Origin of the sequence: Methanoregula formicica SMSP (genome assembly GCF_000327485.1) — an archaeon.
GTDB classification, from domain to species: Archaea; Halobacteriota; Methanomicrobia; order Methanomicrobiales; family Methanospirillaceae; genus Methanoregula; species Methanoregula formicica.
In genome coordinates this window covers 1,141,800-1,157,922 of the sequence record NC_019943.1, presented here as the reverse complement: position 1 = coordinate 1,157,922, position 16,123 = coordinate 1,141,800, and the positions used below count along the sequence as shown (strand labels likewise).

The 16,123-nt window shown below is 53.9% G+C and carries 10 protein-coding genes; 3 read left to right on the top strand and 7 right to left on the bottom strand.

Going from position 1 to position 16,123, the window contains the following annotated elements; genetic code table 11:
* Positions 1 to 23: 23 nt before the first annotated feature.
* A complete protein-coding gene (locus tag METFOR_RS05955) occupies positions 24 to 2,141 on the bottom strand; it encodes a C39 family peptidase (RefSeq protein ID WP_015285203.1) in 2,118 nt (705 codons plus the stop codon).
* Between the two features lie 547 nt (positions 2,142 to 2,688).
* On the opposite strand from METFOR_RS05955, the gene METFOR_RS14810 reads away from it, so the two are divergent.
* The gene (locus METFOR_RS14810) at positions 2,689 to 2,958 is read left to right on the top strand and encodes a Coenzyme F420 hydrogenase/dehydrogenase, beta subunit C-terminal domain (RefSeq protein WP_233504465.1); all 270 of its coding nucleotides are present in this window, start codon (positions 2,689 to 2,691) and stop codon (positions 2,956 to 2,958) included.
* A 442-nt stretch (positions 2,959 to 3,400) separates the two neighbouring features.
* Here the strand turns inward: METFOR_RS14810 and glnA are convergent, their stop codons facing one another.
* The 6 genes from glnA to thpR all read right to left on the bottom strand — a co-directional run bounded on the left by glnA (position 3,401) and on the right by thpR (position 13,454).
* Positions 3,401 to 4,738 (bottom strand): type I glutamate--ammonia ligase, encoded by a 1,338-nt coding sequence (glnA, locus tag METFOR_RS05950; RefSeq protein ID WP_015285202.1) that lies wholly within the window; start codon positions 4,736 to 4,738, stop codon positions 3,401 to 3,403.
* Positions 4,739 to 5,071: 333 nt separating this feature from the next.
* On the bottom strand, positions 5,072 to 6,805 hold the full coding sequence (locus METFOR_RS05940; protein ID WP_015285201.1) for a TIGR03768 family metallophosphoesterase: 1,734 nt from the start codon (positions 6,803 to 6,805) through the stop codon (positions 5,072 to 5,074).
* 364 nt (positions 6,806 to 7,169) lie between these two features.
* A complete protein-coding gene (locus METFOR_RS05935) occupies positions 7,170 to 9,278 on the bottom strand; it encodes a M3 family metallopeptidase (RefSeq protein ID WP_015285200.1) in 2,109 nt (702 codons plus the stop codon).
* Between the two features lie 418 nt (positions 9,279 to 9,696).
* The gene (locus METFOR_RS05930) at positions 9,697 to 10,230 is read right to left on the bottom strand and encodes a hypothetical protein (RefSeq protein ID WP_015285199.1); all 534 of its coding nucleotides are present in this window, start codon (positions 10,228 to 10,230) and stop codon (positions 9,697 to 9,699) included.
* A gap of 1,245 nt (positions 10,231 to 11,475) precedes the next feature.
* Positions 11,476 to 12,843, bottom strand: a complete 1,368-nt coding sequence (cca, locus tag METFOR_RS05925; protein WP_015285197.1) for a CCA tRNA nucleotidyltransferase — start codon at positions 12,841 to 12,843, stop codon at positions 11,476 to 11,478.
* Positions 12,837 to 13,454, bottom strand: coding sequence for an RNA 2',3'-cyclic phosphodiesterase (thpR, locus tag METFOR_RS05920; RefSeq protein ID WP_233504463.1), 618 nt, complete (start codon positions 13,452 to 13,454; stop codon positions 12,837 to 12,839). The genes cca and thpR overlap by 7 nt, the downstream gene beginning before the upstream one ends.
* Before the next feature lie 57 nt (positions 13,455 to 13,511).
* Between thpR and METFOR_RS05915 the strand changes: the two genes are divergently transcribed.
* Together METFOR_RS05915 and nrdD are read left to right on the top strand one after the other, a co-directional pair.
* A complete protein-coding gene (locus METFOR_RS05915) occupies positions 13,512 to 13,781 on the top strand; it encodes a thioredoxin domain-containing protein (RefSeq protein ID WP_015285195.1) in 270 nt (89 codons plus the stop codon).
* Complete coding sequence (gene nrdD, locus METFOR_RS05910; protein ID WP_015285194.1) at positions 13,781 to 15,964, top strand: anaerobic ribonucleoside-triphosphate reductase; 2,184 nt, start codon at positions 13,781 to 13,783, stop codon at positions 15,962 to 15,964. The genes METFOR_RS05915 and nrdD overlap by 1 nt, the downstream gene beginning before the upstream one ends.
* The last annotated feature ends 159 nt before the right edge of the window (positions 15,965 to 16,123 follow it).

Here is a 16,123-nt window from a genome sequence, read left to right as displayed (position 1 = left end):
ACCAGATACTTTACGCATTCATTTTATATTGCCGTGGTCGATACGCTCTCTTTCAGCTCTGTGCTGTTCGGAACGAATGTAAATGCCTTTGCGGCTGATGACTGGGCTGCTGCAATCATAGACTGGTCATTCACTTCGATAATATATGGAGTTTGATCCGTACCAATACCTGTTGATGAACCATAACTCATCGACAGTCCCATATAATTACGAACAATCAACGTGAGCGTATTGGAACCTGTATTCATACCTGATGTCAGTTCCAGCGGCGCATGCTGATGTGCATAGTGGCCTTCGGCATCGAACTGTATCCCATTTGGAGTATCAACAGTGAAACCGTCATCGGCATACGTTCCGATAAGTTCTGAGCTGCTGCCCGAGAGATACACGCGCCCGTTCCCGTCCCAGTTACAGGAAAATGTCATAGGATCGGACTGCGGCCAGTTTTGCGGATACATAGTTGCATCAAATGCATTCCCTGCTTGACAAAGCGGTACGATTGCAGGGAGTGCCTCTTCTTTAAATGTGGCAGTGATTGTGTGGTCTGAAGTTACATCTGAGAACGTGTAAGGGTTCTGAGTAACGGGTGAATTATCGACAAGGATTTGATCAATGATGTAACCGGAATCGGGAGTGATGGTGTAACTCCAGCGTGTTCCTGAAGGAACGTTTATAGTACCTGCCGGATCGATCTTCCCATTTGATCCGGCACTAGATGTGATTGAATAGGTACGCGATCTCACCCAGGTATTCATCGCAGCTGCCCAATTGTTGTATCGAATCATATGGTCATAATACAACGAGGGGGTTTCCCATGTATCGTGTATTGTTACAAAATTGTCAAAACTTGTAACCATATACCCGACAGCAGCTACACTATGGTGATTGTAAGGTGTATTTGGTTGATCTTCCGGGGCTCCGCCGGATGTCATCGAAAGTTCAAAAGGCCTGCCGGCATCAATCTCATTTTGGAAATCACTCCATGAAGGGAAGTAAATATTTCCGGCATTCCACCCATATTGCGAATTGGTGATACCATATTGGTATTTATTCAATTCTGAATTAATTCCAGGTGCAATCATCACAGGAACAGTAAATCCGCATAATGGATTGCAGATTTTTTTATTAATGATCGGAATAATCCAACACTGACAGTAATTAGAGCCATACAGTGTCCCCATTGCATCGGCCAATTCTTTAGTGACTGGATCCCCTGTTATCGTATTCGTAGAAACCGGGATTCTGGTAAGTCCTTGATCTCGCCAGTAACCAACAACCATACTACCGGCAGTTGGTGAACAACCATAGGTCCAATCATAATAGGGAACGTGATCGATGTATTTTGTTTGTCCTGATTGAACCGCTGATAACTCAACTGCGGGTTGGTTCACACCATTTTTGGTTATTTTTCCATCAATCGCATTCCACTCAGCTTGCGCTTCCTGTTTTGTCTGAATCTGGAAGTTTTGGATCGCTTTTTGATCGAAAGTGATACTTGTTTGTGCCTGAGCTGCGGTAGGTTCGGTATTGGATGATTGGCTTGTGCTTAAAGTACCAGAAACCTTCCCCTGATCTACAATTTTTCTTTCGTAAAGATCAACATAGATATTTTCCTGGCTCTGTTGTGTTGTAGTTTTAACAGTACTGGTCTTTTCAACAGGATATTCCATATAGAAGAATGTCGCACCCAGGTAGAGCGGGCGTCCTGAACCAAGAGATGCCTGTTGGGATTTTGCTACTGTTGTGGCTAATTCCTTTGCTTCTGTTTGAGTTGACATCTCTCGGTCTGGAGTTTTCCCTTTGGAAAATTCAAGTACCGGATAATTATTCCGTGTTGCAGAAACTATGAGGTAACCGGCATACTGTCCATGTTGAAGGACATCGAACGAATATGCAGATTCTTTCCCATTTAAATCATAATATGTAGTGGCTTTCTGAACAACTGCACCTTTCCAGTCCGAATATTTTTGAGTCGAGCTTGAAATTTGGTTAACATAAAAGTTAGCAACAGTCGTTGCTTTTTCTACACTAACAAAATTCACATCCATTACTTTATTCGGTGCAGCACTCGCTATCGGTACCATAATCATCGCTGCGAGCAACAATACGAGCAGGATGACTGCAGGTTTGAATAATCTCATATGTTTCAATACCTCCTTTTATCGGTTTTTTTCAGAGGCATGATGCAAATCTTCATAAGAATAGAAGAATATTGTATAATGCCTACGGGCAGGCGAGGTTCATCTCTGTTTCGACTCAAGGTGAACCCCGTCGTACGATCTCCAGTTTAATCTTACGATCATATAAAATCGTATGATGTCGATCGTTCGATATCGATTTTCGATAAAGAACGTCTATTGAAAATTTTGACGTCATTATGAAATTATAACAGCTTTAAAATTTTTAATGTTATTGTAACATATTCATGGTGTAATCAAAAAAAATCGGAAAATTGTCGAATGGGGAGATCCAATCATCCCTCCATTCCCGTAATCGTCTCACAATCTGTGGGGCTGTTGCCGGGTATGGCAATTCCTGCAAAACACGAGCGGTAGGTCGTAAAGGCCAAGCGGCCCGAGCGAGCACCGCAACAGGGGCGCGAAGGTAAGGAGCCGCATCAGCGGCGAGTCCGAGCCCCCTGTGCGTCGTGCGAGCGAGTCACCGAGCGTCCGCGTTTTCCCATCAACAGTGACGAGCATTCCTCTTTCGGAACTGGAGTCCTGCATCCGTACAGGCTGTCATTCCTGCACGGACTTTACTTCACTCTATGCCGACATCTCTGCCGGATCCATTGGCAGCCCCCAGGGGATGACCACGCTCCTCATCCGGAACACCACCGGCAAGGCATTCGTCGATGCAGCAGTACAGGCCCGGAAACTCCTCGTCAAAGAAGAGGCAGATATTCCTGCAATAGAAAAACTGGCAAAAGCCAAGATCAAAAAGAACCGGCGGAAATAATTTTTCCAGCCGGCCCTGAATCTCTTTTTTTTAAGGTTGTGACTTCCAACAGAGAATCGCTGGCAGAACTTTATGCTTTGTAGGAAAATTCCTTTTGGATAATTGCCCCCCTTGCGCCAGTCCTGCCCCCAATGGGGGCGGGGGCGCTGAGGATGCCTCTGCATTACCTGATAGTGATACTTCGACAAGGAGTTGTTTTCGTAAAAAGGAATTTGAGGCCGCCGCGGGGCGCCCTTCGGGAATTGAATGGTTCATCAGAGCCATGAAATCGAGAAGAACCATCAGGTTCTTCGAGTCGGCGGCGGCAAGCATCCTGATTGGGGGTATGGGGGCATCAGCCCCCATCATTGTTTCAAAGAATTTCTACAAAACATAGCTTCGTAATCTATTCGCATTTCAAATCTGTTGACGGCTGACTTAGCCAAAAAGAGTGGGGGAAAATTCAGTAGGTTGCCAGGTACCGGTCCAGTTCCCACGGGTGGACAGCAAGGTTGAAGGATTCGGTCTCCATTTCCGCAATGCGTGTCAGGTTCGAGACAACGTGTTCCCCGAGAATTTTGCAGAGCACATCGTCTTTCACAAGGGCGGCATTGGACTCCATGAGGCTTCCGGGCAGCATTTCGATCTTGTTCTTCTTCCGCGTCTTCTCATCCATGTGGTAGATGTTGGAGTTTGTCATCTCCGGGGGCATGATCTTGTTCTTGATCCCATCAAGACCAGCTGCCAGCATTGCAGCAAAGGTCAGGTACGGGTTGCACATGGGATCCGGGCTCCGGAACTCGGCACGGGTGCTGTTGCCGCGGGCGGCCGGGACGCGGACGAGTGCCGTGCGGTTGGCAGCACTCCACGAGATATAACACGGGGCCTCGTACCCGGGGACCAGACGTTTGTACGAGTTGATGGTCGGGTTTGCAAGGCGGGTGATCGCCCTTGCATGTTTCAGGATACCACCGATGTAATACATCGCGGTGTCCGAGAGCTGGAGTTCTGCGTTCGGGTCATAGAACGCATTTTTCCCGTTCTTCGAAAGCGAACCGTGTGTGTGCATCCCGCTCCCGGCGATTCCTGCGATCGGTTTTGCCATGAAAGACGCATGGAGACCATACTGCAGGGCGATGGACTTGGTCGCAAACTTGAACGTAATGACCCGGTCAGCAGTGGTAAGGGCATCGCCATACTTGAAGTCGATCTCGTGCTGGCTGTCTGCAACCTCGTGGTGGGACGCCTCGATCTCGAATCCCATATCGCTGAGCGCGAGAACAACATCACGGCGGACATCCTCTGCCGAATCGGTAGGTGCAAGGTCAAAATAATCCCCATGGTCCTCGAACTCGGTGGTCGGGAGACCATTGAACATCCGGAACAGGAAAAACTCAAGTTCGGGGCCGGTATTGAACGTGAAACCCATCTTCGCAGCTTCGGCAATCGCCTTATGGAGGGTATACCGCGGATCGCCATCAAAGGGTTTGTTCCCGTAGGTCTGGATATCGCAGATGAACCGGGCGACCTTTGCCTCTGCCTGCCTCCAGGGCAGCACCGCGTACGTTGCCACGTCCGGCTTGAGGATCATGTCGGACTCTTCAACCCGCGCAAAACCCTCGATGGACGATCCATCGAACCAGATGCCTTCGGTCAGTGCTTTCTCAGCCTGGATGGCCGGAATCGAGACATTTTTCGGCTGGCCCTGGATATCCGTGAACTGGAGCCGGATGAATTTTACCTTGTCCGACTCGATCCTTTTCAGAATTTTCGTTACCGCTGCTGGTTTGTTAGACGCCATTTTCACCCACCATGATGATCTGTTTTCCCGTAGTGCTGCTCATCCCGGTAAATAATTCATTGCCCATAAGGAAGTGCTCGACAGTACTGAATCAGTTTCTATTCTCATAATAGATGTGGTGGGAAGCGTAAAAAGGCCGGTGCTGCCCGGTAAGGGAACGATCCATCCGGATGCTATGGGCACCCGGGGGTACCTTACGGGTCTTCGCCATCCCAGTCAGCTCCCGTCTGCGGCGCCGGAGGTACCGCACCGGCCCCGGCACCTGGTCGGGCCGCACCACGGTCCCGGCCGGCAGCGGCTCGTAAAAAAATCCGGCCCGGCTCGCTGCCACCCTCAGCGCTGCCTGCCAGCCGGAGTCCCGTAGTTCTGGAGCTTCACCTGCATCTCCGGACTGAGCTGCTTGACCAGTTCTGCATTGTACGAACCGGACGGCAGGGGATCGGTCGTGAGGTTGAATATCTGGTGAGCCGCGATTGCATAGGACCGGGACATGGCAGCAGGGGATCCGTCACTGACCGACGGATCAACATTGGTTGCAAAGATGGAGACCGTATTGTCGCTGTTGCGGACAATCTCAAAGGTGCGGAACTGCTGGGGGAACTCGCGTAACGATGCAGTCTCAACCTCCCAGAAGCCGAGTTCAGGATGGGCTGCATCCGGGGATTTAAACGCGGTGATGGTGTTCTGATGCCGGTGCCCCGCAATCCAGAGGAGAAGATTGGTATACGTGTGAAGTTTTGCCACCAGGTCCGTATCAGATACGGCAGCATATTTGTCCCAGGCCATCAACGATCCCAGGCCGGTCTCTGGCAGTTCCACACCTATCGGGGTGTGTGCTGCAATGATCATGAGCTTTCCTTCAGCCTGGCCCGTATCGAGTTCATGGACCAGCCACGCATACCGTTCCTTATCCAGCGACCCAAGTCCGTTGCTGGAGCCATCCGGCATATTCTCGTCTTTCATGGTATCATCGAGTACAATGATCTTGACCGGTACATCCGATGCCGGTTCAAACGAATAACACGCAAATCCCGTTGTTATGTCAGACTGGCTGAACCCGTGTCCTGCCGGGCCGGATGAGGTACGGAAAAATTCACTGATCCACTCGGTCCGTGAAAGGAACCGGCGATCGGGATCAGCAGGTACGGTGGGAGGCCCGTCCGGAAAGTCGCTTACATTCCCTGCGCCGGTTATGTCCCCGTAGGGTGTCCGCCCATCGACAGCCCCCATATAAAAACCACGGCTTTGTATCCGGAGTCTGCTGGTGAGGACATTGCCCATGTTGAGGATGGAATTGTTGGTAAGGGTACTTTTGATGTAATTGTCCGGCGGGAACAATCCCATCCAGAAATGATCGTGGTTGCCGATTGCCTGGTACCAGGGAATCGATGCATTCAGCCCTGCTGCCTTGAACCGGTCCTGGTAATCATTGAGCGGCCCGGAGACGGGATCGTCCATCTCCCCGGAATCGGGTTTTATCGTTTTGCCGTCAAGCACATCGATATACCATCGCAGTTCGTTGTACTGGCCGCTGTTGATCGCGTCTCCCAGAAAAATACCAAAATCAAACGGTTTTTCCTCCTGAAGGACGTTTACCGTCTGAACCGCTGCATCAAGCACCTGGGTTGAATACAGCATTACCGGAGAATATCCGGAGATCATCCCCCACTTATAGCCATAATAGATCACCTGCCCCGGAGATTCTTTGTCCGTGATGTGGATATCGGTCATGACAAAAAAATGAAGAAGCCGCGCAGCGGGAACAACGTCGCCTGCGGAATATTCTGCGGGCATCAGGTCCAGTCGTTTCTCATAACCAAGCCCCTCGCCAAACCGCCACTGGCCATACCCGTTGGCGGAGTAGTCTGAGACCTGGTGCGGGAGAAGAACCGTTGCACCGGGAGGCACAGGGACCGGAATGATGGTCCGCTCAACGGTGGTATAGACCGTGGAATTTATCGGATACTCCCCTATGGGGCTCCCGGTTTGTAAGAGAACCAGCGATCCCCCGATTACAGCAATAAAAAAACACGTCAGGATGATTCCGATCTTCAGCTCTTCTTTCATAGGGCTAACGTTTGAAAACTCTTGGATTAAAACTATCCTGCCCCGCGTGTACAGGCCAAGGTCCGCCGTGCCTTCCTTACTCTAAATTTTTCCGGCAGACCCTGCTCATATTTTTTTCAGCAGACCATGCGTGAAAATTTTTTTCAGACTTTGCTCAAAAATTTTTGGCGCGATCACGACCCTGGTTAAAAAACAAATCCGGAACAACCAGGCCTTGCCAGAAAATTTTTTCACCAGACTTTACTGCAAAAAGTTTTACCGGGTCTTTTAGCGAACGTAACCGGTCCCGCCCGATCGCGATCCGGTTTTTTCCATCAACCCGGTTGAATGCAATTTTTTTTATTTTTAAAAACGAGGAATTCCTTCAGGCCCCGGACCCGGTCTGCGACCGGGTGATCCCGATCTGACGGTACAGCGCCTCCGTCCCGGGCTCATGCCCAAGGAAATTGTATAAGAGAACGCTGCCGTCCGCCATGTTGCCCCGGGCAAGGATCTCCTGCCGGAATTTCATGCCGGTGGTCTGGTTGGTCATCCCGTCCTGGCTGAACGTGTCAGCGATATTCAGGGCGTACACTTTCGACCAGAGATAACTGTAATACCCTGCATCGTACCCGTCCATGACATGGTCGAACGATGCCGGCTGGTGCGTGCCTGCGGGCGCGGGTATCCCCCACACCTCCTCGTACGTCTGGTACCATATGCCGGTCACGTTGACGGCTCCTGTTGCCGTGTGGAAGCGCATGTCCTCCAGCGATTTCTCCATCCGGCTGCTGTACTTACTTCCCATCGTGGCTTTATGTGCGGCAATGACCCGGTCGCGGAGGTCCGGGGGGATCCTGCGGGACGTATTGGTATAGTGGCCTGACAGGGATTCCAGTACCTGCGGGTCCCAGACCCACTCCTCAAGGGCCTGCGAGGGAGTCTCGATGAAATCCCACTCAACGCTGGTCCCGGACATCGTACCATAGGGCGCGGTCGTGAGAAGGCTGTGCATGGCATGCCCGCCTTCATGGAAGAGCGTCTCCAGATCGTACGGGGTCAGGAGCGAGGGCCGGTCCCCCGACGGGGCCGGGAAATTTGCAACAATGGCCACAACCGGGACCGTGTATGAACCATTGTGCTGTCTCCCTTTGATAACCTCTGACTCGGAGAACCACCCGTCCTTGCCTTCCCGGGGATACAGGTCGAGATACAGGTACCCGACCGTGGCGTTGTCGGAGATGTTTCTTACAGCGAACAGGCGCACCTCGGGAGACCAGACCGGGGCCCCCTTCACCTCATCGAACCGGACGCCAAAGAGGTTGCCATAGATCGAGAACATGCCCGCAAGTGCGTTGTCCATCGGAAAGTATTGCCGTACCTCCTCGTCGCTGTACATATACTGCCGTTTCTTCTGGATCTCCTGCAGATATGCGATATCCCAGGGATCGAGCGCTGTTGCCCGGGGATCGATCTCGTTCTTGATCGCGAGGAGCCCGGAAAATTCTAAGGCGGTCCTCTCCATCAGGGGTTTCTGTAGCGACGTGAGGAACGTCATGGCATTCGCGGTGTTTTTTGCCATCCGCCCGTCCAGCCGGAAGTCGGCCCAGGTGGCGTACCCGAGCTCCTGTGCAGCCTGCTGGCGGAGAACGATCGCCTGTTCAAGCAGGGGGGTGTTCGCCTCTGCCTGCCGGTTATAGTAGGCAGCGTACATCTTCTTCCGGGTCTGGCCCGGTTCAGCGTTCGCCATCACGGCTGTGTAATCCGGGTATTTTGTGGTGACGAGATACGTCCCCTGCGGCGTCTGCTTGAAGCCGGCAATCGTTGCAGCCGGGACGCCGCTCAGTTCCCCTGCGGTGAACTCAAGCGTGGTGTTGTCGTTGTTCAGGTTGTACATGTACTGCGATTCAATCGCACTCAGGTCTGCCCGCAGTGCCCTGACTTTTGCGAGACGGTCATCAGGAAGCGCAAGCCCGTTGTGCTCGAACTCCCGGAGGGTCTCGTTGTAGAGCCGGGATTCATCCGGGGTCCGCGGCACCGGGCCCTTCAGCGCATCGTACAGGTCGCGCCGGGTCGTTACCCCGTTGAGGAAGATCTGGGAGGATGTTGCCACCTCGCTGCCTTCCGCGGCTATGGCAGGATCCGGGTACACAATCCGCATGAGGATGAGGGGACCGACGGCATCGTTGTAATCCGAGATCACCCGGTCATACGCAAGGAGAGTGTTGTCGACCGTACGGTCTTGTGAGGGAATTGCTGCGATTGCGTTGAGCGAGGCATTGGCGGTTTTTTCTGCCTGGTGATTCAGCCGGGTAATTTCCCCGGCCGCATACCGGGCCGGGATCGGTGCTGCCGGTCCCGTGCCATTCTGTGTTGGGGTGCCTGCCGGCGTACCGGTCGGAAGACATCCTGCGATGAGTAAGAGCGCGATAATGAGCGCAACCGCGCTCGCTGCAAGAGAATAATACAGGGTGTTCCGGAGGTCTGTCTGCATGGACGATCAGTACTACCTGCGCTATAACGGACGATAAAAGATCCGGGGGTGGGACCCGGGTATCCCTTCGGTGATCTTTTTGTGGGGAGCCCCGGATCCATCGATCCAGCCGCCGGAATACCCCCTCTATAGCCCGATCGTTACTGACTTTTGCGATCTATTAGGGTTCTATTAGCGCAATTTGGGCCTGCCGTCGTAAAACCCTCAAAATCGGAGGCTGAAATGAGCGTTTCCGTACGTTTATGTCAGGTGATCCGGGTGAATATGTCATTTTCGCGGTACCCGTGAAAACCCGTCCGGGACAAATACGGTTAAAATGGGCTCTGATCAGCGAAAATCGACTGGATTTCAATCCAGGGGATTGAGAAGGTTCCAAGAAGGAACCTTCGAAATAAGCCCGATTTGAAAAAGAGATCCTTCAGGGGGCGGGGGTACTCTCCTTAGGATCTTTCACCGTCGGAGAGGGCCCTTCTGGCGGGGAGATACCCCGCCCAGCCGGGACCAGCTTTCGGGCCTTCGCCATACCGGCCAGCTCCCTTCTCCGGCGCCGGAGGTACCGCACCGGCCCCGGGACCTGGTCGGGCCGTACTACAGCACCGGCCGGCAGGGGCTCGCCATCGCTCCCGAGCTCGATGATCCCGTTGTCCATGACCCGGAAGAACCGGATGAAATAATCCTGCGAGACGCCCCAAAGCTCACGGGAGATCTGCGGGCAGGATGGGTACATCTTCAGGCCCGCGATCTCATTCGCTGCATCGCGGTTGAGCGACTCTCTCGTGCAATCCATCCGCCGCAGCCGCTTGATCCGGACTTCGGCAAGCAGCCCCGGCCGAACGATCGCAAACGTTGCGATGCTGCCCGGCCCGCGTTCGTACATCCGGACGAGTCCCCGTTTCACCGCAATCTCCATCGCGGCTGCGAGCGCTTTTACCGGGAACCGGCCGCGGGGCATCCGGAAGCCTCCTTGTGTGGTGTTTTTCTTCTGATGTGGAGCATCTCCTGGTTTGATGTACATTTTGTTATTAAAATTAATGTATATATTTTGAGTGGATGGGGGAGGTTGGATTAAGGATTTTCCAAAAAGGTTTTTCGAAAACATTTGCGGGAAATATTTTGGAAAAATTTTCCGACTATTCCCGGAATTTTTTAAAAAATATTTTTTAGATTTTTTTCTTTTGCGGTAATCAGAATTTGGTACAAGGAGATGCCTCCCCCTCCCCGCTTATGCGGGGAGTCGCTTGGGGGGGGGGGCTCGTCGCCCCCTCGCTGGGCAACGGCCCGAACGCAACCAAGAATACCAGTAAGTGAGTTGCGCAATGTCGAGACTCATCTGAGTCGAGACACGAGAAGAATTGCAGGGCAATTCTTCGAAGAGTCGGCAGACCTTTTGCGCGTTGGGCTCACAAATTTCAGAAACTAATTTGAAAACTTTGAGAGAAATTTTTTTATTTCGTAATACACGCCATTAGTTTTGTCAGCCGTTCATTCAACTTAATTAAATCCGGATCATCTGGGGATTTGCATTTATTCCACGACCAACCTTTACCACAGTTCGCAGCGGACGGATGTGGGAGGAAAAAAACATACTTACTTTTTAGTAACGGGTGATCTGGTCTCTCTTGAAAATATCGTTCTACATCTCTGCCCAACAGAATGAGGATCTTATCGTTCAGGTCATATTTGATACATTCAAATTCAAACCATTTGTCGGCACATATCTTCCCATTTGGATATGAAAACTGAGGAAATCCCTTGCCGTGTTTGTCAGTGGGACATTTGTGAAAATGAGTCCAGTAACAATTCAAATCGAAAAATGTATGTAATTTCTTCGCTTCAACCGAGTCTGGTGTAAATCCCATGAACGACTGAATACGTTTGCACAGCCATTTTGGTGGGACTTCACCGTTACTAAATTTAAAATTTCCCTTTGTGATTATGGGTTCTTTCCAAGGTTCAATGAATGCCGAAGTGGGATCACGAGAGATAATACACCCTTTGATGTCATTCGATGGCAACGGGATGCATATAGGATGATCTCTATTTTGTTGATTATCCAGATCGCATTCTGCGCACCGTCTCATATGCTTGCATTACGGACGTTTTAATGTTAACACTTACGCTATTATCTTCCAACTTTTGACAGAGCGGTACAGATGGTGGATGTTGAAGAATAATTTTGACCAGCGTTAAAGAAACGTCACTTCCCCTTCCCCAAACTCACCAGCGGCGAGCACCGGCCAAAGAACCCGCCAATGAACGATGCAAAGCCCGGGCTCCAGCACGCCGGGCCTTCGTGCACCTTCCACCCGTTTTCAAACGCCTGCCGCACATGCTTCCCCAGGCTCACCTGCAGCATGCCTTCGGACCGGAGCAGGTCGCCGGCATGCCGGAACTCGCGGGGGACTTCCGTCTCGTACCGGCCGTTGACGATATAGGGGCCGGGCAGGTCGGACATGAGATACTTGGCCCGGAACTTTTCCGCGTTGACCCGGTTCCAGACCGGAGGACCGGCATGGCTCCGGATTGCCGGCAGCCGGGAGACCAGCAGCTCGACAAGGATCAGGGATTCCTCTTTTCCCATCCGGTAATCAGCGTGGTGCACCGCAAAACCATTCCGTTCAAGGAACTCGCTGATCGCAAGGGTGCTGCGTTTGAGCTGGGGAACCACAATCTCCTCAATGTATGGAGGAGTTGCAAACGTGATGGCAAAGAGCGATGTCCCGCGTCCGTCCAGGAGTTTTTCGAGATCTTCCCGGGCGATGGGGGGCTCCTGCGGCAGCTCGAAGAACGCTGCCGATGGCGATTCGAGATAGCCGCGTGCAAGTTCCACAAACTCTGCCATCCGGTCGACCGAGACAGCAGCGGCAACATTCCGCTTCGGGTCAACCGGATCGATCATGACGAGCGGTTCGTCGAACTCCTTGGCCACATGGTTCTCCACATCGATCAGGGTCCGGGGTTTCCATTCGGCCGCGGCATTCAGGAGCGGAGTGAAGCCACCGTAATGGAGGACGAGAAGCTCGCAGAGGTACCCGGAGAACCCCTCGGTCATCTGGTCGGAACCATAGATCCCGCCGGCCTTCGCGAACCGTTTGAGGAGGAGGACATCATCGATCAGGCCATTGATCTTCTCGGTGATATACCGGGTGTGGAACGGGGTCCGGTCGACAGCGCTCTGGATCCGCGCTGCACTCTCCACCTTGTAGCAGGGGACGAGGTCCACGTCAACGTCATCGATCGTGGCATTGATGTACGGGTGCTCGGCGTACTTCTCGTGGTAGTTGTCGGTGAAAGCCGCTGCTATGCTCCGTGCCAGTGCCAGGCCTTCGGCTTCGAGTTGTTCCCGGGACAGGGATGGATCGAACAGCATGAACACATCAAGGTCGCGGTCTCCCTTCACCCACGTGTGCCGGGCAATCGATCCCACGACCATCCCCTCGGCCTTGCCACCCTGCCGGATCTTCTCTAAGATCCGCTGGGCAATCCCGCAGACATGGTCCCTCTCTTCCTTTGCGGGGCGCAGGCCGGCAAGCACGGCCTCTTCAAGAGAACTCCGGTTCACCATTTCACCTCCAGCAGGTCCTCGTACACCGGGCCCCGGGGGGTCAGGGTGCTCTTCTTGAGTTTCATGCCGCTGACCAGGCATTCGCCATAGGTCCGGCCTTTGAGCTGGTCAAGAACGGCAAAGAGCGACGGGTCGGAATACTTCACCCGTGCCACCGTTGCGTGGGGCGTGAACTTCCGGCTCTCGCGGGGAAAGCCAAGGGAAGAGAGGGCATCCTCAACAAGGGAGAGGAGCCGTTCGCCGTTCCCGTTATCACCGATCGCACACCAGACGGTATGCGGGCGTCTCGGGTTGTTCACCGTTACGTTCCCGGCCGAAACGGGAAACGGCTGGTACTGTACCGGTTTCAGGGCGTCCCTGATCCGTGCGAGCATCTTCTCATCCACTTCGCCAAGGAACTTCACGGTGATGTGGATAAGGGACGGGTCGACGAACGTAAGCCGGGAAGAGCTGGTCTTCAGTACGTCCTGGGCCTCCTTCAGCCGCCCGCGTACCGTTTCGGAGAGCTCCAGCGCGACAAACGTCCTGACCATTACGGTAGTTATTGTTCCAATTCCCTGATAAGGGTAATCGCCACGGTAATCGGGACTGGACAGTGCTTCGCGAACCATGATTTTTTTATTTACGTACCACATAATGGATCAATAACAGAGTTGAGGGTGTTTTTGGTGACTGATTCTCCACAGCTGATTGTATACACACTTGAGCACTGCCCGAACTGCGAACTCCTCAAGACCTTCTTAAAGACCGGGGGATACACTTATGTCGAGCGCGACCTGTCCAGTGCCGAATCGCTGACCGAACTGCGCGTTAACGGCGTGTTCGTCAACGAGGCACCGGTGCTCCAGAAGAGCGAGGATTTCTTCACTTCGGCTGACCTCTTTCCTGCAGGAAAACTCAACAATGAGCACCTCATCCAGCTGATCGCGGGTGAATGATGCCCCGGCAGGAGACCCGCCAGCAGACCATTTTCGGTGAGTATACACCATCCCTCCCCCCGGTTAGGACGACCGACGGGCATATCGTTGAATGGGACCGCAGCCGCATCGTCCGCCAGATCGTTGAAGAGACAAAGCTTGTCGAGACATTCTACGGGTACAAGGGCGCAACCGAGGAGGCCGCCCAGGAAATCGCCCTCGATGTCGAACACAAGATCAAAAACATGGGGCTCAAGTCCCTCTCCGGCCCGCTCATCCGCGAGATCGTCAACATCACCCTCCTTGAGCGCGGCATGGTCCAGTACCGGAACGTCTCGACCCGTGTCGGTACGCCGGTCTTCGACGCCCACCTGATCGATGTCGGCAAGGGGTTCGAAGCCCATGACAACGCGAACCTGCAGGAGAATGCCGAGACCTCGCACAAGAAGAAGGCAGACAAGATCTCGAAGGAACAGTACCTCCTCCAGCTGCCCCCGTCCCTTGCCGACCACCACCTCTCGGGCGAGATGCATATCCACGACCTCGAATATTTCGGCACGCGCCCGTTCTGCCAGGACTGGGACCTGCGCTACTTCTTCTATTACGGCCTGATGCCGGACGGCAACGGCACCAAGGCGTCGGTTGCCGGGCCCGCAAAACGTGCCGAGGTCGCCATCCTCCATGCGGTCAAAGCCCTCGGGTCCGCCCAGACGAACTTTGCCGGCGGGCAGGGGTATTATAACTTCCTCACGTTCCTTGCCCCCTACATGGAGGGGATGGAATACGATGAGATCAAGCAGATGGTCCAGATGTTCGTGTACGAGATGACCCAGATGATGGTTGCCCGGGGCGGCCAGCTGGTCTTCTCCTCCATCCAGCTCTCTCCGGGCGTCCCCACGCTCTGGCAGGACAAGCCCTGCGTGTACAAGGGTAAGGTCTGGGACGGTTCTTCTGCACCGCACCGGACGTACGGCGAGTTCGAGCGGGAAGTGCGGCTCCTCTTCAAGGCCCTGATGGAAGTCATGCTCGAGGGCGATTACTGGGGCAAACCCTTCAACTTCCCCAAGCCCGAGATCTCCATCGAGCCCGACTTCATGCAGGAGCGGGAAGAGTTCAACAAGGCACACCCCGACCTCCCCACGTACCAGGACCTCTACCTCATGACCTTCGAGCTGGCCTCGAAGTTCGGAACACCGTATTACGACAACCAGCTCCCGGCCTACCGCGGGGCCGGCAAGGGGATCTCCTGTTACCAGTGCTGCGCCTACCAGTTCTCGGCGGTAGCGGACGAGGACTCGGACTTTGACAAGAAACTCTTCTTCGAGAACGGCCGCCATTTCTCGATGGGGTCCTGGCAGGTCGTATCGGTCAACTGCCCCCGTGCGGCGTACAAAGCGGAGGGTGATGACGCACGCCTCTTTGCCGAGCTGAAGAAACTCATGGACGTCTCGGTCGAGATCTTCAAGATCAAGCGGCGCTGGATGGACCTGATCCGGTCCAACAGCCGGATGCCGTTTGCCATGCAGCGCCCGAAAGACCCGAACACCGGGGAGCGGGGCGCCCTTGCAGTCGATCTTGAGGGGCTGGTGTACACGATCGGTGTCGTCGGTGTCAACGAGATGGTCCAGCACCATACCGGCAAGCAGCTCCACGAGTCAAAGGAGGCATTCAGGCTCGCCATCCGGGCCATGACCGAGATGGAACTCTACGGCCGCGAGCTCTCGCAGAAGAACAATATGACGATTGCCCTTGCCCGTACTCCGGCTGAAACAACCGGCCAGCGGTTTGCCGTGGCAGACCTGCTCGACCGCCGGTACCATGACGCTGCCGTGAAGGTGATTAAGGGAGACCTGGATTACAGCCTGCCGAAACTCGGCAAGGTCCGCGACCTGCCGATCTATTACACGAACGGCACCCACGTTGCCCCCGGGGCGAACGTGCCGCTGACCAAGCGCATGGAGATCGAGCATGTCTTTTTCCCGATTGTGGACGGCGGCAACATCTTCCACATCTGGCTTGGCGAAGCCCGGCCGGACCCCCGGGGCCTCATGGACATGGCAATGAAACTCTGCCGGAACACCCAGATCGGGTACTTCGCGTTCACGCGGGACATCACCGTCTCGCTCCGGCAGTTCCACGAGATGAAGTCCGGGAAGAAACCGGTCAGCCACACGGCACCATCCGATTTCCCGGTGAAAGTGTAATTTTTTGGACTCCGTTGAAATCCTCTTTCCAGATACTTGACCCCCCTTGCGCCTCCGACTGGTTTGAAAAACCAGGAGGATGAGAAGAACGCGGATGCGTTCTTCGACTTCCGCGGCCGTTCATCACAACCGGGGGTTATGGGCGCGCATCAGCCCCCA